Here is a 20,414-nt window from a genome sequence, read left to right as displayed (position 1 = left end):
CAGCTTCAGGCGCCCAGGCCTGCCGCAGTGCGGCCAGCAGGCAGGGGCGTTATTTTAGCTGATGTGCTCAACGCCGTGTGACGGCGGCCATGAACTGGTCGAAGCTGCCTTCCGATACGCGGAACCAGGGCACCAGTTCGTCGCGGAAGGTGGTGTAGTTATCGAGGATTTCCTTGAAGGCGGGGTCCTTGGCCGCCAGTTCCGCATAGAGTGCATTCGCTTCGCGATAGCAGGCGTCCATCACGTCGCGCGGGAATGACTTGAGCTTGGCACCCTGGGCAATCAGGCGGCGCAGGGCGGCCGGGTTCTCGGCGTCGTAGGTGGCCAGCATGTCGAGCGTGGCCGTGGCCGTGGCCTGGTTGATGATGTCCTGGTAGCGCTTGGGCAGCGTGGCGTAGGCATCCTTGTTGACGTACAGCGAGACTTGCAGCGTGCCTTCCCACCAGCCCGGAAAGTAGTAGTAGGGGGCCACCCGGTTGAAGCCGAGTTTTTCATCGTCGTAGGGACCGATCCATTCGGCCGCATCGATGGTGCCTTTTTCCAGCGCGGGGTAGATATCGCCGCCGGCGATCTGCTGCGGGACGACGCCGAGCCGTGAGAGCACCGCGCCGGCGAATGCGCTGGAGCGGAACTTGAGCCCCTGCAGGTCAGCGACGGAATTGATTTCCTTGCGAAACCAGCCGCCCATCTGCGCACCCGTGGCACCGCAGGGGAAGTTGACGATGTTGTACTTGTCGAAGACGGCGCGCAGCAGTTTCAGGCCATCGCCGTGGCGCATCCAGGCATTCATCTGGCGGGTGTTCAGCCCGAATGGCACGGCACCGTCGAAGCACAGAATGGGATCCTTGCCGTAGTAATAATAGGAGGCGGTATGGCCGCACTCGATGGTGCCATTCTGGACGCCGTCCAGGACCTGCAGGGCCGGCAGGATCTCGCCGGCAGGGAAGACGCGGATATTGAATTTGCCATCGGTGGCTTCGGCCACGTATTTGGCGAAGTTGACGCTGCCGTTGTAGATGGCATCGGCACTGCGGGGAAAGCTGGAGGCCAGGCGCCAGTTGAGGGCCGGACTGTCCTGTGCAAATACGGGAGCTGCGAGTGTGGCGCTGCCGGCGGCGGCCCCACCGATGACCGCCTGCTTGAGGAACGAGCGTCGTTGCATGGAATATCTCCGCGAATAGTAAGTATTGTTATCGAGGTGTTTGCAAGCCTCGTACGTAATTCTACGGAGAAAATGAGAAAATTCAGCGCTATCGTTTTCCCTAGAAAACGCCAGTCAGATACGCTCTGCAGTATTTTTCAGCAGCCAATCAGGGGCAGCAGCGAGGCATCTGCGTCTTGTTCGGGCAGGCCGAATTCACGGGGGTATTCTGCGGCAGCCAGGTACAGTCCGTCGGCTGCGAAGGTGGGGGCGGCGCGGGTCCGGTCGCGGGCGGCCAGTAATTCAGCCATGTCCATCTGCTGGCGTCCCTGGCCGATCAGGACCAGGGCACCGACGATATTGCGCACCATGTGATGCAGGAAGGCATTGGCCCGGAACGTCAGCACGACCCACTGGTCGCGCTCGCCGCGCGACTCGATGTCGAGCTGATGCATGGTGCGCACCGGGTGTGCCGCCTGGCATTGGGATGAGCGAAAGCTGCTGAAGTCGTGTGTGCCCAGCAGCACCTGGGCCGCTGTGCGCATGGCCTCGATATCGAGCGGGCGGAAGGCCCAGCCGGCCCGGCCGGCCCAGAGCGGCGAACGCACCCGGGACTGGTGCAGTACATAATGATAGGTACGCGACTGGGCCGAGAAGCGGGCATGGAAATCGGGCGCAACAACCTGTGCCCATAGCACGGCCACACTGTCGGGCAGATGGGCATTGAGGCCGCGTACCCAGGATTCCATGCGCCTGTCGAGTGGTGTATCCAGGTGCACGACCTGACCGACGGCATGTACGCCGGTATCGGTCCGGCCGGCGCAGATCAGTTCGACAGGATGGTGCGCGAAAGCCTGCAGTGCGCTCAGCAGGGTATCCTGGACTGTGCGGCCGTGAGGCTGTGTCTGCCAGCCTTGCCACGGCCTGCCGTCATAGGCGATACCCAATGCGATGCGCATGCTGTGTGCAGACCTTAGCGCGCCGATGGATCGTGACGGTTCTGGCCGGGTACGGGATCGAGATCCAGATTGATGTCGTTGAGCTGGCTCTGAACCTGCTCGGACGCATACGGCGATGCCGGCGTGCGGCTACGGCTGTCGAGACGGATCAGCCACAGGACCACGGCAGCGATCAGCGCCAGCAGGATGCCGATGGCCAGCCAGACATTGTCCAGCAGCCAGCCGAGCATACCTGGAGTAGCAGGCGTGGGGGCCACCGTGCCGGTCAGCGCCTGCGAGGTGCTGGCGGCTGTCGAGCCTATGGCGCTGGATGCGCTGCTGGTTGTGTCGGCAGTCTGGTTGTTGGCTGCAGCCGTATCCTGTGCCGATTCTGTCTGGCTGTTGCCAGACTGGCCGGATGCATTGGCGTTGCCATCGGCAGTGCCACGACTGGCCAGCAGGGACTGCATTTCGAGAATGTTGCGCTCCAGTTCCGCAACCTTGTCCTGCGCCTGACGGGTGGCTTCGCCGGTGGCAGAGCGGGCGTCGGCACGGGCATCCTCAAGTGCCTGTCGTGCGGCGGCCAGCGATTGCGGCGTGACCGTGTCGGCCGAGAGTTGCAGGCGGTCCTGGTCGACGGGCGCGGATTGTGCACCGCGCACCGAGGCACCCGACAGTGCGCCCTGGCCCGCCTGACCACCAAGTGCGGCCTGTCCGCCGCGTACGCCCCGGGCGACGTCGCCGCGATATTGCGCAAAGGCCTGGGCCTGCTCGCGGTAGAGACGGGTGGCTTCGGCAGCCGAAATGGCCTGTGCCTCGGCCGCATCGGGAATGCGGAGCGTGGAACCTGCGCGCAGCAGGTTCATGTTGTTCTGGATGAAGGCATCCGGGTTGGCCCGCCAGAAGGCGGCCAGCATCTGCAGTTCACTGGCACCTGGCTGGCCGTAGCGGCGAGCCATGGCGAACAGCGTATCACCCTGCCTGACCTGCACGCTGCCTGCCGTGCCCTGGCCATTCTGGCTGGCCGGTGTGGTGGCCGGTGCGGGTGTCGCGAGACGGGGTGCCACGGGGGCACCATCGGGTACCAGGACACTGACCTGCACATACTGGCGGTTGTTCTCGGCGTCGAGTTCCAGCAGCAGATCCAGCGCCTGCGTGGTGGGTGCCTGGGTCGAGCGGATATGGACAGTGCGGCTTTCGGCATTGCGTCCCGGCTCTGCCGCAAGGGTCAGGCTGTCGAGCGCCACCGGCGGCGTCAGTCCAGCCTGGTGCCAGGCACTTTCGGGCGCGATGCCGATGCGCAGGCCTGCCGCTTCGCCGGGCAGGATATCGTTGACGGACACATCGACCTGCAGTGGCGCGCCCTGCGGCGATACCACCCGCGAGTGGCCGATGCGCGCCGCCTCGGCAGTCGTGGCCTGGACCAGCGCGGCGGAGGCCAGCGCCAGGGCCAGCAGGGTGGGAACGAAACGGCGGGTGCTGCGGGTCGATGATGTCGTCACGATAGTCTCCGGGTCAGGCCTGGCCGAGGGCGATGCGCAGCATGCGGCGCAGCGGCTCGGCTGCACCCCACAGCAGTTGGTCGCCGACGGTGAAGGCGGACAGGTATTGCGGGCCCATGGCCAGCTTGCGCAGGCGACCGACCGGAATGGTCAGCGTACCGGTTACGGCAACAGGTGTGAGGTCCTGCATGGTGGCCTCGCGCGTATTGGGAACGACCTTGGCCCAGGGGTTGTCGTTGCGCAGCAGGTCTTCGATCTCGTCGAGCGGAATGTCGCGGGTCAGCTTCAGCGTGAGTGCCTGGCTGTGGCAGCGCATCGCACCGATACGCACGCACAGGCCATCGAACGGAATGGCCGGGGCGTCAAAGCCCGGACCACGCCCGAGGATCTTGTTGGTTTCGGCTCCGCCCTTCCATTCTTCGCGGGACATGCCGTTGTCAAGATCCTTGTCGATCCAGGGGATCAGGCTGCCGGCCAGCGGTACGCCAAAATGCTCGTGGGGCAGGGCGGCATCCTTCTGCCTGGCCAGGACCTTGCGATCAATGTCGAGGATGGCAGCAGCGGGATCGGCCAGTTCACCGGCCACTTCGCCCGACAGCAGGCCGAACTGGGTGAGCAGTTCGCGCATGTGTTGCGCACCGCCGCCCGATGCGGCCTGGTAGGTCATGCTGGTGCCCCATTCGACCAGACCGTTGCGGAACAGGCCGCCCAGGCCCATCAGCATGCAGCTGACCGTGCAGTTGCCGCCGACAAAATCGCGCACGCCACGCGCGAGCGCAGCGTCGATCACGGGACGGTTGACAGGGTCGAGCACGATGATGGCATCGTCTTTCATGCGCAGTGTGCTGGCCGCATCGATCCAGATACCGGTCCAGCCTGCTGCGCGCAGCTTGCCATATACGGCAGTGGTGTAGTCGCCACCCTGGGCCGTCACGATGATGGGCAGCTTCTTGAGTGCCTCGATATCGTAGGCATCCTGCAGGGCAGGAGCGCCATCGGCCCAGGAGGGGGCAGCACCGCCCACATTGCTGGTGGAGAAAAAGACCGGTTCGATCAGGGAGAAATCATTTTCGTCGCGCATGCGCTGCATGAGGACAGAACCCACCATGCCACGCCAGCCGACCAGACCCACTGCTTGCGTCATAATCAATATCGCTTGTCGAAGTTGAGAAACCTGTGTGTCGCTGCGCCTAGCGGCGCAGGCAACGGCACCCTGGGCAGCCGTTGCCTTCGTCGTTGCCGGATCTGCCTATTTTAGGGCCTGAATCACTGCATCGCCTATGGCGCGGGTACCGACCAGGGTGTCACCGGGTTGATAAATATCAGCGGTTCGCAATCCCTGAGCCAGTACGGTGCGCACGGCCTGCTCGATCCGGTCGGCCTGGGCCGGCAGGTTCAGCGAATAGCGCAGCAGCATGGCGGCCGACAGGATGGTAGCCAGCGGGTTGGCCTTGTCCTGGTTGGCGATATCGGGTGCCGAGCCGTGGCTGGGTTCGTACAGGCCCTGGCCTTGCTCGTTGAGCGAGGCCGAGGGCAGCATGCCGATCGAGCCGGTGAGCATCGCGGCCTCATCCGACAGGATGTCGCCGAACAGGTTGCCGGTGACAATCACGTCGAATTCACGCGGTGCCCGCACCAGTTGCATGGCGGCATTGTCGACGTACATGTGCGACAACTCGACATCGGGGTATTCGCGTGCCACGTCGATGACGATATCGCGCCACAGTTGCGAGGTCTCGAGCACATTGGCCTTGTCCACGCTGCACAGGCGCTTGTTGCGCTTGCGGGCGGACTGAAAGCCGATGTGGGCGATGCGGCGGATCTCGGGCTCTGCGTAGCGCATGGTGTCGAAGCCTTCGCGCTGGCCGGCGAATGCGCCATCGGGAGCCTCGCGCACACCGCGGGGTGTGCCGAAGTAGATGTCGCCGGTCAGTTCGCGCAGGATCAGGATGTCCAGGCCCGAGACCACTTCGGGCTTGAGCGTGGAGGCATGTGCCAGTTCGGGATAGAGCACGGCCGGTCGCAGGTTGGCAAACAGGCCCAGCGACTTGCGCAGGCCAAGAATGGCCTGCTCAGGACGCAGTTCGCGGGGCAGGGAGTCGTATTTCCAGTCGCCGACGGCACCGAACAGCACGGCATCGGCCCCTTTGGCCAGCGCCAGCGTGGCGGGGGGCAACGGATGGCCGGCCGCCTCGTAGGCGGCACCGCCCACGGGGGCTTCTTCCAGTTGCAGTGGCAGGTCCAGTGCCTGCAGCACGCGCACGGCCTGGGCGACGATTTCGGGGCCGATACCGTCACCAGGCAGGACTGCGATTCTATGACTCATGGTGTTTCCTGGGTATGAAAAAGAAATCCTTGCGCAGGCGGCGATCGGGTCGGGGTCAGCCGCGCTGTGGCGCGATGTTGATGGGCTGGGCGTCGAGCCAGGGCTGGCGGGCCAGGCGCTCGGCTTCGTAGGCGCGGATCTTGTCGGACTGGCGCAGGGTCAGGCCGATGTCGTCGAAGCCGTTGAGCAGGCAGTATTTCCGGAACTCATCCACGTCGAAGCCGATGGCGCGGCCCTCGGGGGTGATGATGCGTTGCTCGCCCAGGTCGATGCGCAGCTTGTAGCCGTTGAACGCCCGGACCTCATCGAACAGCCGGGCCACCTCCAGCTCGGACAGGATGATGGGCAGCAGACCGTTCTTGAAGCTGTTGTTGAAGAAAATGTCTGCGAAGGACGGCGCGATGATGGCCCGGAAACCGTATTGCGTCAGCGCCCAGGGCGCGTGTTCGCGGCTGGAGCCGCAGCCGAAGTTCTGGCGTGCCAGGAGAACGGTTGCACCCTGGTAGCGCGGCTGGTTGAGGACGAACTCGGGGTTGAGCGGACGCTTGCTGTTGTCCATGCCCGGTTCGCCATGATCCAGGTAGCGCAGTTCGTCGAACAGGTTGGGGCCGAAGCCGGTGCGCTGGATCGACTTGAGGAACTGCTTGGGAATGATCAGATCGGTATCGACGTTCTCGCGATCCAGCGGGGCGACCAGTCCTTCGTGCGTGGTGAATGCTTCCATGTTGAACCTCAGCGCAGGGTGCGGATATCGACGAAATGACCGGCAATGGCAGCGGCTGCCGCCATGGCGGGGCTGACCAGGTGGGTGCGGCCACCCTGGCCCTGGCGGCCTTCGAAATTGCGGTTCGAGGTGGAGGCACAGCGCTCGCCCGGCTCCAGCCGGTCGGCATTCATGGCCAGGCACATCGAACAGCCCGGTTCGCGCCACTCGAAGCCGGCTGCCAGGAAAATCTTGTCCAGTCCTTCACGCTCTGCCTGCAGTTTGACCAGACCGGAGCCCGGCACCACCATGGCCTGGCGGACATTGGCCGCGACCTTGCGGCCGCGTGCCACGGCTGCGGCGGCCCGCAGATCCTCGATGCGCGAGTTGGTGCAGGAGCCGATGAATACCTTGTCGATGCGGATGTCGGTCAGTGGCGTGTTGGGCGTGAGGCCCATGTATTCGAGGGCACGTTCGATGCCGCTGCGCTTGACGTCGTCTTTTTCCTGCTCGGGATCGGGTACGCGCGCATCGACCGGCAGGACCATTTCGGGTGAGGTGCCCCAGCTGACCTGCGGTTTGATGTCGCGGGCGTTGACTTCCACCACCCGGTCGAAATGCGCGCCGGGATCGCTGTGCAGGGTACGCCACTCGACGGCGGCAGCATCCCACATGGCACCGCTGGGTGCAAAGGGACGGCCGCGGAAGTAGTCGATGGTCGTGTCGTCGACGGCCACCATGCCGGAGCGTGCGCCGGCTTCGATGGCCATGTTACAGACGGTCATGCGACCTTCCACCGACAGGGCGCGGATGGTGCTGCCGGCAAACTCGATGGCATGGCCGGTACCACCGGCTGTGCCGATGATGCCGATGACATGCAGGATCAGGTCCTTGGCCGAGCAGCCGAAGGGCAGTTCGCCCTCGACCTTGACCAGCATGTTGCGGGCCTTTTTCATGAGCAGCGTCTGGGTGGCCAGCACGTGCTCCACCTCGGAAGTACCGATGCCAAAGGCCAGTGCGCCGACGGCACCGTGGGTGCTGGTGTGCGAGTCGCCGCAGACCACGGTCATGCCAGGCAGGGTCGCACCCTGTTCGGGGCCGATCACGTGGACGATACCCTGGCGCAGGTCGCTCATGTCGAATTCGGTGATGCCGAACTTGCGGCAGTTGGCATCGAGCGTATCGACCTGCAGGCGCGAAACCGGATCACTGATGCCTTCGGCACGGCCCTGGGTGGGTACATTGTGATCGGCCACCGCCAGGTTGGCGCTCAGTCGCCACGGCTTGCGGCCGGCGATGGATAGCCCCTCGAACGCCTGCGGGCTGGTCACTTCATGCAGCAGCTGGCGGTCGATATAAAGGAGACAGGTACCATCGGGTTCCTGGTGGACGACGTGGGCGTCCCAGAGCTTGTCGTACAGGGTTCTTGCCATGGCGGTATCACTCGCGGCACAAATGCCGGAAACTACAGGGTAGGGTGAACCTTTGATTATGCCATAGCAGGGACCGCTCAGCCCACGAAGCGGCTCCAGGCAATCAGCCCCCAGGTCAGCAATGCCAGGCCGAGCATGACGAATACCGCTGCCGAGCCCAGATCCTTGGCACGTCCGGAGAGTTCGTGGCGTTCCAGCCCGATGCGATCGATGGCGGCTTCCACGGCCGAGTTCATCAGTTCGGTGGCGAGCACCAGCAGACAGGAGCCGACGAGCAGGATGATCTCGACCACGTTGCGCCCCAGCCAGCAGGCCACGGGGATCAGGACCAGGCACAGGGCGGCTTCCTGCCGGAATGCGGACTCGTACCGTATGGCCGCACGCATGCCCTTGAGGGAGTTGCCGCAGGCGCGCCAGATGCGAATCAGGCCGGTGTTGGTGGGGTCTTTCATGGGCAGGAGGGAGTGAATAGGGAAACGCCGCGATTATACGGGTGTGTTGGCTTTGGGCGGGTTGCCCCGGCATGGGAAGGGGTAGAATCACGCGCTGTTGACTGGATATTGATGACCGAGCGATGACACGAAATAACATGCCCTTGCGCGATGCCGTGACAGGTTGGGCTGCCTGGTTGCGGGACAATCGGCAATACTGGATGCTGATGGTGCTTGGTGCGCTGGTGCTGACCTTGGGGCGGGCCTGCCTGATGTGGTGGCAGGCACCGACGGATTGGCAGGCCGATGCTGCAGAATTGAGACAGGCATTCTGGATAGGGGCGCGTTTCGACCTGAAGAATCTAGCCATACTCCTGGGGATACCCGTGCTGCTGGGGATGGTGGCGTGCGTGTTGCCGACACGTATCCAGCGCACCTGGCATGGTGTGTTGCAAGGCTGGCTGTGGCTGAGCATGCTGTTGGTCAATCTGCTGATGGTCGTCAATTATTACTATTTCCAGTTCTATCAGGGACCGATCAACAGCCTGGTGTTCGGTTTTGCTGAGGATGATACCGGCGCAGTGCTGAAGACGCTGTGGAGCGATTTTCCGGTTGTACGGGTGCTACTGGGGGTGATCCTGCTGACGGTTGCTCAGTTGAAGGTTTCGTACTGGTGGGCGCGCAGGAGGTCTGCCTCTCCGGTGGCTGGCTGGAAGATTACAGTGATCGTACTGGGCAGTCTGATACTGACAGTTGGTCTGGCCCGGGGCAGCCTGGGCAAGTTTCCGTTGCGGACCATGCATATGGCAGTGTCCAGCGATACGTTTACCAACAATCTGGTACCCAGTGGTGTATTGGCTTTGCAGCAAGCCTGGAAAGAGCGACAGATCTCCGACCTGGGTGATGACCCTGCCGCAGGACTCAGGCAATACGGTTTCGGCAGCATTGATGAGGTGTTCCAGGTGCTGGCCAGCCAGCCAGGCCTGGCTGCTGGGCAGAATGAGGATGTTGCTGGTGGGGGTGCAGCAGCCGTGAGGGGGATCTCGCCGGACTCTTTGCTGTGGCGTAATCTGCCACAGCAAGCTGCCTTGCAGCAGGCACGCAAACCGCATGTTGTGGTGGCCGTGATGGAAAGCTGGGGCCGGCATATGCAGACCTTTGACGATCCTGAAAGCAATGATGTTCTGGGGCATTTGCGTCCCTGGATCAACAGTGGTCGGCTTGATTATTTCGGCAAGGCGCTGTCGTATCAGCATGGCACCCATCCGAGTCTTGAAGGGCTGTTGCTGGATACGCCGATTACCCCGCTGACACAGAGCCGTTATGGCTACCATGCCTATTCCACTGCAGTGGCGTTGCCATACCGTCAGGCGGGCTACCGTACGGTTTTCTTGACTGCGGGTTCGGCAAGCTGGCGTCGGCTGGATGTGGCGCTGCGTCAGCAGGGCTTTGACGAGGTGCTGGGCGAGAGCGCAATCCGCGAGCGCTTTCCCGAGGCGACGGCCAATACCTGGGGACTGGATGATGAGTGGATGTTCCGCTACGGTCGCGAACTGCTGGCGCAGGCCGATGCACAGGGGCAGCCTGTCATGCTGGTGATGCTGTCGGTGACCAATCATCCACCCTACCGGATTCCGGAACACTACAAGGCGGGCCGGCTCGATACCGGGCGTCTCGGTGCAGCCCTGGCAACCGATGCGGATACCGGACGTTCGATTCTCGAAACCTACCAGTACAGCAGCGATGCGCTGGGTGAATTCCTGGATGGCCTGGAAGGCGATGGTCTGCTGGAGCACACGCTGTTTGCCGCGACAGGGGATCACAATACGCGCACGATCTTTGCCTATCCGGACAGCCGCCAACTGTTCTACAAATATGGCGTTCCCATCGTGATGCGGATCCCCGAAGCCTATCGGCTGGGCGGGACTGCGCATACCGGCGAATGGGTCAGCCACCAGGATATCTTTCCCACGCTGTGGGCGCATTCCCTGTCCGGCGTGCGGGTGCCGCGCATCGGTCGCGATATCTATGCAGACAGTACCGATCCCGCCGCTGTGTCTTTTATCAGCGAGGACGGGCAGGGCGGCATGGGTATCCTGATCAGCGCTCAAGGGGCCGTGACCGGTTTCGTGCGGCCGACTTATTACGAATGGGATGCGACTGGGCAACTGAAACCCACCATACAGCCTTCGCCTGAACTGGTGCTGCTCTGGCAGCGCGAGCGTGCCGGGCTGGCATTGCGGGACTGGCGCATCCGCAGCGAGGCACTACAGTAAACTGGCAGTCTTTATAAACGGGTGTGGAGAACCTAATGTCCGTCATCATCAAAGAAGAGGATTTCATCCAGTCAATCGCGGATGGCATCCAGTTCATGAGCTACTACCATCCGGTAGACTACATTCGCCACCTGGCGCGTGCCTACGAGCGCGAGCAGAGCCCGGCGGCGCGCGACGCCATGGCCCAGATCCTGACCAATTCGCGTATGTGTGCCGAAGGTCGCCGTCCGCTGTGCCAGGATACGGGTATCGTCAATGTCTTCCTGAAGGTCGGCATGGACGTGCGCTTCGAATCCTGTCGGAGCTTGCAGGAACTGTGCGACGAAGGCGTGCGGCGTGGCTATACGCATCCGGACAACCCCTTGCGCGCCTCGGTGCTGGACGATCCGCTGTTTGCGCGTCGCAATACCCGCGACAATACGCCCTGTATCCTGCACGTCGAGCTGGTGCCTGGTAACACCGTCGACGTGCAACTGGCTGCCAAGGGCGGCGGCTCCGAAAACAAGTCCAAGTTCGTGATGCTCAATCCCAGTGACTCAGTGGTCGATTGGGTGCTCAAGACCGTACCGACCATGGGGGCCGGCTGGTGCCCACCAGGCATTCTCGGCATTGGCGTGGGCGGTACGGCCGAGCGTGCCATGCTCATGGCCAAGCAGTCGCTGATGGACGATATCGACATGTTCGAACTGCTGGAGCGCGGACCGCAGAACAAGCTGGAAGAACTGCGCATCGAACTGTACGAAAAGGTCAATGCTCTGGGGATCGGTGCACAGGGCCTGGGTGGCCTGACCACAGTGCTCGACGTCAAGATCCATACCTTCCCGACGCATGCGGCTTCCAAGCCGGTCGCCATGATTCCGAACTGTGCTGCGACCCGCCACGCCCATTTCGTGCTCGATGGTTCCGGCCCGGCAGCACTGACGCCGCCCTCGCTCTCGGAGTGGCCCGATGTGCACTGGGCACCCGACTACAACAAGTCGCGCCAGGTCAACCTCGACACGCTGACCCGCGAAGAGGTCGCAAGCTGGCAGCCGGGCGAGACCCTGTTGCTGTCAGGCAAGATGCTGACGGGGCGCGACGCTGCCCACAAACGCATCCAGGACATGCTGGCCAAGGGCGAGAAACTGCCGGTGGACTTCACCAACCGTGTGATCTATTACGTCGGTCCGGTTGATCCGGTGCGTGACGAGGTGGTTGGTCCGGCCGGCCCGACGACGGCGACCCGCATGGACAAGTTCACCGAGATGATGCTGGCCAACACCGGCCTGATCTCGATGATCGGCAAGTCCGAGCGCGGCCCGGTTGCCATCGAGGCCATTCGCAAGCACCAGTCTGCTTACCTGATGGCAGTCGGGGGAGCGGCCTATCTGGTTTCCAAGGCAATCAAGCACGCCAGGGTACTGGCCTTCGCAGATCTCGGCATGGAAGCCATCTACGAGTTCGACGTCAAGGATATGCCGGTGACGGTGGCGGTCGATGCCAAGGGCGAGTCCGTGCATACGACCGGCCCGAAAAAATGGCAGGCGCTGATTGCACAGGCACCTGCGGAGACGGCTCCGGCCTGACATCGAAGCACTGGCCTGCTCACTCCCATGCGCGGCAGCAGGATCAGTCCGCGTGGGAGTGGGCGGCTCGCTTCAGACTGTCAATACACGTGATCTGATGCTTTTTGTCGCCCATTCTGCGTTGAATCGTAATACTATTTCTTTTTTTGAAATGGGAACGAGGAAAACCTTATGCGTTTGAAGCAACTGTCGGTCGCCTGCATGATGTTCTGTCTGTCGGCTGTCGCCACTGCCGCGGAATATTACGTCGACATCAAGAACAAGACCGGTGTCGATATCTATTTTGTCTACGTCAGTCCGCAATCGACCACCGATTGGGAAGAAGATGTCATGGAAGAGGACATTCTCGAAAGCGGTGAGGAGATCCGAATTACCCTGACCAATTACGATAACCCCATATTCGACATCAAGCTGGTGGACGAAAACGACAAGAGCTATACGTTCTATGGCGTGAATGTTGAAGAACGCGATATTGTTGCCACCAAGAAAAACATGGATTGAGTGGCCAGGGCAGCAGCGCAGATCGCTTTCTCCTGCTGCCTGTTTTCAAGGGCATGTCATGGATCCCGTCCTTTCTGTTCTGACTGATACCGTGCACAGGGCCCAGTCCCTGGAGCAACTGGCGCGACCCTTGCTGGCGCTGCTGGGACGTGTGACGGGACTGGAGTCGACCTACCTGACGGTGATCGATACGGATAAAGATATCCAGAGGGTTGAGTTTGCCCGGAATGCCGGAGAGATGACCATTCCCGAGGGGCTGGCAGTGCCTTGGGCAGATACGCTATGCAAGCGGGCGCTGGAAGAAGATCGGCCCTATACCGACAATGTGGCGGAATGCTGGGGCGACTCCGATGCAGCGAAGGCCCTGGGGATCCAGACCTACGTCAGCGCGCCCATCAAGGCTCATGACGGGCGGGTGCTGGGGACTGTATGCGGTGCCAGTGCTTCTCGCATGGGCTGGTCGAGCGAGGCCGAACCGATTTTGCTGCTGCTCTCCGGCTTGTTGGCTTTCTCGATGGAACGCGAGCAACTGCTGGCGCAATTGCAGAGTGCCAACGATGAACTCTCCAGTCAGGCGATGACGGATGCATTGACCGGCCTGCCCAATCTCCGTGCCATGTTCGATGCGCTATCACGCATGATAGCGCTGGCCCGACGGGAAAAGGCCTGCGTGATCGTGGGCGTGGTCGACCTGGATGATTTCAAGGCGATCAACGATTCGCTGGGGCATGAGGCGGGGGACCTTTTCCTGTCCCAGATTGCGGGACGCATGAAGAGCAGCCTGCGGGCAGGGGATTTCCTGGCACGTACGGGCGGAGATGAGTTCGTGGTGCTCTCGCTGGGCAACCTGTCTTCCGGTGATGAAATGATCGGGGAACGGCAGCAGGCCGTCCTGGCGCTGCAACTGCGGCTTGCCGAGTCAGGTGTAGGTCTGTATGAACTGGGTTCTGGCTATGGCGAAGTGCAGTATGCAGGGGCCAGTGTCGGTGTGGTGGCCTTGGCTGCGGATACGGTTTCACCGGAAGAGGCCGTCCGCCTGGCAGATCACCAGATGTATCAGGTCAAGCAACGACGCAAGCGGCTCAGGTACGTGTCCTGACTCAGGGTGTCAGGCAGGAAGCTTCTGCAGTGGCTGGGTGTCGCCGAGGCGTGCCAGCCATTGCTGCAGTGGCTGGCCTTCAATCATCATGTCTGTCTCCTCGATATCCAGCAGCGGCCGCAGCACGAAGGCGCGCAGGTGCATGCGAGGATGGGGCACGACCAGCGTATCGTCATCAATCCTGAGCTTTCCGTAAAGCAGCAGATCCAGGTCCAGCGTGCGCGGGGCATTCTGGTAGGGGCGCTGGCGGCCATGCTGCTGTTCGATGCGCTGCAACAGTGCCAGCAGCACATGGGGTGCCAGGGACGTGACAATGCGCGTCACGGCATTGACGTAGTCCGGGCCGGAGGAATCGACGGGAGCGGTGCGGTAGAACGGTGATGTGGCCTGCACGATCACATCACCGGCCTGCGCGAGTTCACGCAGCGCCATCTGCAGGGTGACCAGCGGATTGCCGAGGTTGGCACCCAGGCCGATCCAGGCTTGGATATGTCCGACAGGATGTTCGTCGGGAACCGAGGCAACTGAGCGTGTCCGGGTTCCGGTGGAGGGCGTGGCGACAGGCCTAGAACCCGTGGTGCGTTCCGCTGACATGGTTGCAGGTGTTATGCGTCAGGGGTCTGGGGCGTGGCCGCACCGGCGGCTGCCGGCTGGCGGCGTGGCCGACGACGGCGCTTGCGACTGCTGACAGGTGCCTGTTCAGCGTCGGGCAGGCTGGCCAGTGCCTCGATCATTTCGCCACGCGTGATGTCATCGCCATTGGCCAGGTCCATCCACCATTGCGCCTGCACGCTGTCGAATTCGCCGCTGGCGGCACGCAGTTGCAGGAAGTCGCAGGCGGCCCGGAAGCGCGGCTGTTCCAGCATGCGGCCCATACCCTTGCCGCCCCGCCGTTCGAAGCGAGGCTGCATGAACCAGATTTCGCGCATATCGGAAATATAGCGTTTCTGGATGGCGAGCTTGCTGGTCTGTTCTTCCAGCACCGAGTCGGCTGCCTGCGACAGTGCAGGAATGCTGTGCTCGCCCAATGCGCGCAGGCGATGCCAGCGTGTCTCGACCTGCTGCCAGAGCAGGGCGGCAAACAGGAAACTGGGACTGATTGTCTTGCCGCTGCGCACGCGGGCATCGGTGCGTTCCAGGGCGATCTGTACGAAACGGGCCCCCCCCGGCTGCTCCAGAACGACATCGAGCAACGGCAGCAGACCCTGGTGCAGACCTTCATCGCGCAATTGCTTGAGGCAGTCCAGGGCATGGCCGCAGGTCAGCAGCTTGAGCATTTCATCGAACAGGCGCGATGACGGCACATTGCCGATCAGGTGCGCCAGTTCGCTGATGGGTGCACGGGTGGCCGGATCGATCGTGGCGTTGAGCTTGGCCGAGAAGCGCACGGCACGCAGCATCCGAACGGGGTCCTCGCGATAGCGCGTGGCGGCATCACCGATGATGCGCACGACCTTGCTCTTGAGGTCGGCCACGCCATCGTGATAGTCGATCACGTTCTCGGTGAGCGGGTCGTAGAACAGCGCATTGAGGGTGAAATCGCGCCGGGCGGCGTCCTCTTCCTTGGTGCCGAAGACGTTGTCGCGCAGAATGCGGCCATGCTCGTCCGTATTCTCGCCTTCCTGCGCAGCCGGTGCGCGGAATGTCGATGTCTCGATGATTTCACGGCCAAACACGACGTGTACCAGCTTGAAGCGGCGACCAATGATCAGAGCGCGGCGAAACAGCGGGCGAACCTGCTCCGGCGTGGCATTGGTGGCCACGTCGAAATCCTTGGGTTCCAGTCCCGAGATCAGGTCGCGTACCGCACCACCGACGACATAGGCTTCGTAACCGGCCTGCTGCAGCACTTCGCAGACCTTGATGGCATGACGCGACACCAGCCGCCGGTCGATGCCGTGCTCCTGGCGCGAAATGATGCGTGGCTTGTCTGCCTTGCCCAGGGTGAGGATCTTGCGGACGATGCGTTTCAGGGTGCTCATGATTTTTGGTCTTCGTGATGATCGAACAGATCCAGGATGCGCCAGCCATGTTCCTGCGCGATGGCGCGCAGTGCCGGGCTGGGGTTGGCTGCCACGGGATCGCTGACGCGCTCCAGCAGTGGCAGGTCGTTGATCGAATCGCTGTAGAAGAAAGTCTTTTCGAACTGGTCGAAGGACAGGTCGTGGGCAGTCAGCCATTGCTCTACGCGCACGATTTTGCCTTCGCGGAAACTGGGGGTGCCGAGCAGGCGGCCGGTATAGCGGCCGTTGCGATATTCGGGCGTGGCACCGATCAGGTGAGGAATACCGAACGCACGGGCGATGGGCTCGGTGACAAAGGTGTTGGTGGCTGTCACGATCAGGCACAGGTCTCCGGCGGCAAGGTGTGACTCCACCAGTGCCAGTGCCTGCGGCTGAATGGCCGGGCGGATGATGTCGCGCATGAAGGTTTCATGCCATGCCGCCAGGTCGCTGGGGCGATGCCCGGCCAGCAGGCCAAGCATGAACTCGGCGGATTCGGCTGCCGTCAGGTTGCCCTGGTTGTAGCGGTCCATCAGCTCATCGTTGCGGCGACGCGCTGTGGCAGGGTCGCCGGCATGGCCGCTGCCGGCCAGGAAATCGGCCCACTGGTAATCACTGTCGAGCGGCAGCAGCGTATGGTCCAGGTCGAACAGCGCCAGCCGGGTGCCGGGCGAGAGGGAGAGCGTAGTGTTCATGCGACGGTGGTATTGGGGTCGGCCAGCATGGCGCGCAGCAAAGGCACAGTAATGGCGCGCCGGGTGGCCAGGGAGTAACGATCAAGCGCATCAAGCAGGGCGCTCAGGCGGCGCATGTCGCGTTCGTAGTGGGTCAGGATCCAGTTCAGCACTTCGGGCGAGAGTTGCAGGCCGCGTGCTGCTGCCTGGGTTTCGAGGGCATGGCGCTTGTCGGCGTCGGACAGCGGCGTCAGCCGGAAGACCAGGTCCCAGCCGAGGCGGGTGCGCAGGTCTTCGCGCAATGGCATGGCCATCGGTGCCTGGTTGCCGGCCACGGCCAGGGCAAAACCCTGCGGCGAGGCGGCCGAGGCACGCCAGCGGTTGTAGAGCGCGAACACGGCGGCCTGCTGGTCTGCATCCATGCGGTGCAGGTCGTCCACGGCCAGCAGTCTTGGCAGGTGGGTCGTTGCATCGGTGTCGGCGATGGTGCGGATGTGTTCGGCAGAAGCGTCCAGCGTCAGCAGCAGGCCGGCTTCCTGCTGGCACAGTGCGGTCAGCAAGTGCGTACGACCACAGCCGTCGGCACCCCAGAGATAGACGGCCCGGCCGGTCAGCAGGTTCTGCAGGGCAGACAGCGCTTCGGCATTGTCGCCAGCGATGTAGTTTTCGAGGGTGGCACCGGGTGCCGGCAGGACATCCAGGACGAGTTGACGGTTCATGTGCGGCGACAGGGCATTACAGTTTCGCGCATCCGGGTAAAATAGAAGACTGTGCGTGTAAATACGCAATTGTCACATACTTGGCGACTTTTCTCATGACATCTCAAAACAATGCTCCCCTGACCTACCGCGATGCCGGTGTTGACATCGATGCGGGCGACGCGCTGGTCGACCGTATCAAGCCCCTGGCTGCGCGGACGATGCGTCCGGGCGTGCTGGCCGGCATCGGTGGGTTCGGTGCCCTGTTCGAAGTGCCGCAGAAATACCGCGAACCGGTGCTGGTGTCGGGCACCGACGGTGTCGGCACCAAGCTGCGCCTGGCCTTTGACTGGAACTGCCATGACACCGTGGGTATCGATCTGGTGGCCATGAGCGTCAACGATATTCTGGTGCAGGGTGCCGAGCCGCTGTTCTTCCTCGATTATTTCGCCTGCGGCAAGCTGTCGGTAGATACGGCCGCCCGTGTGGTGGGCGGCATCGCCAAGGGTTGCGAGCTGGCAGGCTGCGCCCTGATCGGTGGTGAAACGGCCGAAATGCCCGGCATGTATCCCGAGGGCGAGTACGATCTGGCCGGCTTTGCCGTCGGCGCGGTCGAAAAATCGGCCATGATCAATGGCAAGTCCATCCGTCCGGGCGATGTCGTGCTCGGCCTGGCCTCCAGTGGTGCACACTCCAACGGCTATTCGCTGCTGCGCAAGGTGGTTGAACGCACCCAGGCCAAACCGGACCAGGACTTCCACGGGCAGCGTCTGTCCGACGTGGTCATGGCACCCACCCGCATCTACGTCAAGTCGGTGCTGCAGGCGCTGGCGCAGCATGGCACGGCCATCAAGGGCCTGGCCCACATTACCGGCGGCGGTCTGCTCGAAAACGTACCGCGTATCCTTGAGTCTTCGCTCAGCGCCCGCCTGCATCGCGACGCCTGGACGCGTCCGGTGTTGTTTGACTGGATGCAGCGCGAAGGTGGCATTGCCGACCAGGAAATGCACCGTGTATTCAACTGCGGTATCGGCATGGTCGTTGTGGTGGATGCACAACAGGCCGACGCCATTGCCGCCACGCTGCGCGAGCAGGGTGAAACGGTCTGGGCGCTGGGCGAGATCGTCGAGCGCGCAGACGGTGTTGCGCAGACCACGGTCGAGTAAGATTGTTCTGGAACTGTGCGCGGATCATCATAAAAGCTGCGAACGCCATAAGGCTGCCCATATCTGATGGCACTGAACACTCAATCGAAGTTCAGGCAAACCATCGTTTGTGGGGCCTTGTTCGCCCTGATGGCACCGGCGATTGGCGCATTGCTCATGACGCCGTTTCTCATCCTTAGCGATGCCGTAGAGCATGGTTTCAGTTTTGACTCCGTGATTTCCGGCTGGATGCTGACAACGATATTTGCCTATGTTGTTGGAATCGTTCCAGCCTTCCTGACGGGACTGGTGGCTGGTTTTTTTAAACCTCACGCTGCGGGCTGGCTGCCCTATGTCTGCATGGGACTGGTGGGGCTGATGTCATCCGCCATGTTCGGTAAAGTGGTTTGGGCTGGCTCGGAGGGGATGTGGGTACTCATCATCTTTGGTGTACCCGGATGTGTGGCTGCCGCGGCTTGTACGTTTATTTGCAGGAAGGCCGTACGCGTATCGCCAGATCATGCATGACTGTGACTCAGGGCAGGGGCAGCCGTTCTGATATTTCGATCAGGTTCAGGTCCGGATCACGCAGGTAGATCGAGCGGATGGGGCCAGTGGCTCCGGTCCGGTTGACGGGGCCTTCAGTGATGTGTGCACCGCGTCCGCCAAGCCTGGCAATAACGTCATCCAGGGGAATCGCTGCGATAAAGCAGAGATCCAGCGCGCCGGGGACAGGCAAATGCGCCTTGGGCTCGAACTCATGGCCCCTGACGTGCAGATTGATTTTCTGGTTGCCGAAGCGGAATGCCTTGCGGCCCTGACCGAATGTTTCGAGCTGCATGCCGAGCATATCGACGTAGAAGTGCACGCAGGCTGGCTCATCGGTGGTGGTGAGTACGAGATGGTCCAGGTGATCGATCATGCGGTTTTCCGCTCCTTGGCGTGCGGGTTGCTCTCTCTCTCGCGAGGATACTACGCGCTGCTGTCCAGTATGGGTGCCGCGGCATCGATCAGTCTGGCGACTGCCTGGGGATCCAGGCAGTCAATGATCGTGCGGTCGGGCAGTGCCCGCAGCCAGGTAATCTGGCGCTTGGCGAGCTGTCGGGTGGCTGCCACGGCCTGTTCCTCGGCAGTATGCAGGCTGACCTCGCCTGCCAGGTATGACCAGATTTGCCGATAGCCCACGCAGCGGATGGAGGGCAGGCCCGGGTGGAGGTCCGGCCGCTGCCTGAGTTGGGCTACCTCGTCTATCAGCCCGTTGGTCAGCATGCTGCCGAAGCGTTGTGCGATGCGTCGGTGCAGTACCAGACGGTCGGATGGCTCCAGGCTGATGGTCACGAATTGCCAGCGGGTATCTGCCGCAGGGCGCTGTGCCGGGTCGGTGAGTAGATCGGACATGGGGCGACCGGCCAGCAGGCAGATTTCGAGGGCGCGCTGGATGCGCTGGCTGTCGTTCGGCGCGAGCCGTTCGGCGGTGGTCGGGTCAAGCTGGCGCAGGTCTGCATGCAGGGCCGGCCAGCCGCGTTCGGCGGCCTGGCGATCCAGGTCTGCGCGCAACGCCGGATCCGCCTGAGGCAGATCGTCGAGGCCTTCGCGCAATGCCTTGAAATACAGCATGGTGCCACCTGCCAGTACGGGAATGCGGCCGGCTGCCCGGGTGCGTTCGACCAGCGTCAGGGCATCCTGGCGAAATTCGGCTGCCGAATAGGCCTGGGCCGGGTCGCGTATATCGAGCAGGTGATGCCGGAGCTGGCTGCGTTCTTCCTGGTCCGGCTTGGCCGTGCCGATATCCATGCCGGTATAGATCGTCGCGGAATCGACGTTGATGATGTCGATGGGCCAGCGTGATGCCAGCGCACGCACCGAGGCGCTCTTGCCGGCAGCCGTGGGGCCGGCAAGGCAGAGTATGGGTAAGGGACCGTGGGCATCCTGGGAGTGGGTCATGCGCATGCTGTAAAGGTCTGGGGGCGTGAACAGGC

20 protein-coding genes are annotated in these 20,414 nt (G+C 62.6%); 6 read left to right on the top strand and 14 right to left on the bottom strand.

All coding sequences use genetic code 11. The features are described 5' to 3' along the window. Window positions 1-67: 67 nt before the first annotated feature. From ABN482_RS07785 to ABN482_RS07750, 8 genes are all read right to left on the bottom strand, one after another. Window positions 68-1,162 carry a TRAP transporter substrate-binding protein gene (locus ABN482_RS07785; protein WP_349503451.1) on the bottom strand — a complete coding sequence of 365 codons (1,095 nt, stop codon included), beginning with the start codon at window positions 1,160-1,162 and terminating at the stop codon, window positions 68-70. A 137-nt stretch (window positions 1,163-1,299) separates the two neighbouring features. Further along, on the bottom strand, window positions 1,300-2,100 hold the full coding sequence (gene truA / locus ABN482_RS07780) for a tRNA pseudouridine(38-40) synthase TruA (RefSeq protein WP_349503450.1): 801 nt from the start codon (window positions 2,098-2,100) through the stop codon (window positions 1,300-1,302). A 14-nt stretch (window positions 2,101-2,114) separates the two neighbouring features. Beyond that, window positions 2,115-3,581, bottom strand: coding sequence for a type IV pilus assembly protein FimV (locus tag ABN482_RS07775; protein WP_349503449.1), 1,467 nt, complete (start codon window positions 3,579-3,581; stop codon window positions 2,115-2,117). A 13-nt stretch (window positions 3,582-3,594) separates the two neighbouring features. Further along, window positions 3,595-4,725: an aspartate-semialdehyde dehydrogenase gene (gene asd, locus ABN482_RS07770; protein ID WP_349503448.1), complete on the bottom strand. Its 1,131-nt coding sequence runs from the start codon at window positions 4,723-4,725 to the stop codon at window positions 3,595-3,597. A 105-nt stretch (window positions 4,726-4,830) separates the two neighbouring features. Further along, a complete protein-coding gene (gene leuB / locus ABN482_RS07765; RefSeq protein WP_349503447.1) occupies window positions 4,831-5,907 on the bottom strand; it encodes a 3-isopropylmalate dehydrogenase in 1,077 nt (358 codons plus the stop codon). A gap of 55 nt (window positions 5,908-5,962) precedes the next feature. Next, window positions 5,963-6,631, bottom strand: a complete 669-nt coding sequence (leuD, locus tag ABN482_RS07760; RefSeq protein WP_109061807.1) for a 3-isopropylmalate dehydratase small subunit — start codon at window positions 6,629-6,631, stop codon at window positions 5,963-5,965. A gap of 8 nt (window positions 6,632-6,639) precedes the next feature. Further along, entirely contained in the window at window positions 6,640-8,043 is a 1,404-nt protein-coding gene (gene leuC, locus ABN482_RS07755) for a 3-isopropylmalate dehydratase large subunit (protein ID WP_349503446.1), read from the bottom strand. 77 nt (window positions 8,044-8,120) lie between these two features. Next, window positions 8,121-8,495 (bottom strand): diacylglycerol kinase, encoded by a 375-nt coding sequence (locus tag ABN482_RS07750; protein ID WP_349503445.1) that lies wholly within the window; start codon window positions 8,493-8,495, stop codon window positions 8,121-8,123. A 122-nt stretch (window positions 8,496-8,617) separates the two neighbouring features. On the opposite strand from ABN482_RS07750, the gene ABN482_RS07745 reads away from it, so the two are divergent. The 4 genes from ABN482_RS07745 (at window position 8,618) to ABN482_RS07730 (ending at window position 13,915) form a co-directional block, all read left to right on the top strand. Next, window positions 8,618-10,750 carry an LTA synthase family protein gene (locus ABN482_RS07745; protein WP_349503444.1) on the top strand — a complete coding sequence of 711 codons (2,133 nt, stop codon included), beginning with the start codon at window positions 8,618-8,620 and terminating at the stop codon, window positions 10,748-10,750. Window positions 10,751-10,785: 35 nt separating this feature from the next. Beyond that, a complete protein-coding gene (locus ABN482_RS07740) occupies window positions 10,786-12,315 on the top strand; it encodes a fumarate hydratase (protein WP_349503443.1) in 1,530 nt (509 codons plus the stop codon). A gap of 171 nt (window positions 12,316-12,486) precedes the next feature. After that, window positions 12,487-12,816: a hypothetical protein gene (locus tag ABN482_RS07735; RefSeq protein WP_349503442.1), complete on the top strand. Its 330-nt coding sequence runs from the start codon at window positions 12,487-12,489 to the stop codon at window positions 12,814-12,816. Window positions 12,817-12,874: 58 nt separating this feature from the next. Then, on the top strand, window positions 12,875-13,915 hold the full coding sequence (locus ABN482_RS07730; RefSeq protein WP_349503441.1) for a sensor domain-containing diguanylate cyclase: 1,041 nt from the start codon (window positions 12,875-12,877) through the stop codon (window positions 13,913-13,915). 9 nt (window positions 13,916-13,924) lie between these two features. Here the strand turns inward: ABN482_RS07730 and folK are convergent, their stop codons facing one another. From folK to hda, 4 genes are read right to left on the bottom strand one after another with little or no spacing between them, the layout of a single operon-like run. Beyond that, window positions 13,925-14,509, bottom strand: a complete 585-nt coding sequence (gene folK, locus ABN482_RS07725) for a 2-amino-4-hydroxy-6-hydroxymethyldihydropteridine diphosphokinase (protein WP_349503440.1) — start codon at window positions 14,507-14,509, stop codon at window positions 13,925-13,927. Between the two features lie 11 nt (window positions 14,510-14,520). Continuing rightward, window positions 14,521-15,897 carry a polynucleotide adenylyltransferase PcnB gene (gene pcnB, locus ABN482_RS07720; RefSeq protein WP_349503439.1) on the bottom strand — a complete coding sequence of 459 codons (1,377 nt, stop codon included), beginning with the start codon at window positions 15,895-15,897 and terminating at the stop codon, window positions 14,521-14,523. Beyond that, window positions 15,894-16,613: an HAD family hydrolase gene (locus tag ABN482_RS07715; protein ID WP_349503438.1), complete on the bottom strand. Its 720-nt coding sequence runs from the start codon at window positions 16,611-16,613 to the stop codon at window positions 15,894-15,896. Before ABN482_RS07715 ends, pcnB begins: the two co-directional genes overlap by 4 nt. Continuing rightward, window positions 16,610-17,311: a DnaA regulatory inactivator Hda gene (hda, locus tag ABN482_RS07710; protein ID WP_349503437.1), complete on the bottom strand. Its 702-nt coding sequence runs from the start codon at window positions 17,309-17,311 to the stop codon at window positions 16,610-16,612. The genes ABN482_RS07715 and hda overlap by 4 nt, the downstream gene beginning before the upstream one ends. A 95-nt stretch (window positions 17,312-17,406) precedes the next feature. Here hda and purM point away from each other — a divergent pair, with 95 nt between their 5' ends. Continuing rightward, window positions 17,407-18,456, top strand: coding sequence for a phosphoribosylformylglycinamidine cyclo-ligase (gene purM / locus ABN482_RS07705; RefSeq protein ID WP_349503436.1), 1,050 nt, complete (start codon window positions 17,407-17,409; stop codon window positions 18,454-18,456). Between the two features lie 66 nt (window positions 18,457-18,522). Next, window positions 18,523-18,963: a hypothetical protein gene (locus ABN482_RS07700; protein WP_349503435.1), complete on the top strand. Its 441-nt coding sequence runs from the start codon at window positions 18,523-18,525 to the stop codon at window positions 18,961-18,963. Window positions 18,964-18,970: 7 nt separating this feature from the next. On the opposite strand, the gene ABN482_RS07695 is transcribed toward ABN482_RS07700, so the two are convergent. Both ABN482_RS07695 and miaA read right to left on the bottom strand, forming a co-directional pair. Then, window positions 18,971-19,357 (bottom strand): VOC family protein, encoded by a 387-nt coding sequence (locus ABN482_RS07695; RefSeq protein ID WP_349503434.1) that lies wholly within the window; start codon window positions 19,355-19,357, stop codon window positions 18,971-18,973. Window positions 19,358-19,407: 50 nt separating this feature from the next. Then, window positions 19,408-20,379, bottom strand: coding sequence for a tRNA (adenosine(37)-N6)-dimethylallyltransferase MiaA (gene miaA, locus ABN482_RS07690; RefSeq protein WP_349503433.1), 972 nt, complete (start codon window positions 20,377-20,379; stop codon window positions 19,408-19,410). Window positions 20,380-20,414: the final 35 nt, after the last annotated feature.

The organism is Corticimicrobacter sp. (assembly GCF_040137905.1).
Taxonomy (GTDB): Bacteria; Pseudomonadota; Gammaproteobacteria; order Burkholderiales; family Burkholderiaceae_B; genus Corticimicrobacter.
Note: the sequence above shows the minus strand (reverse complement) of the source record. Positions and strands in the feature narration are given on the sequence as shown.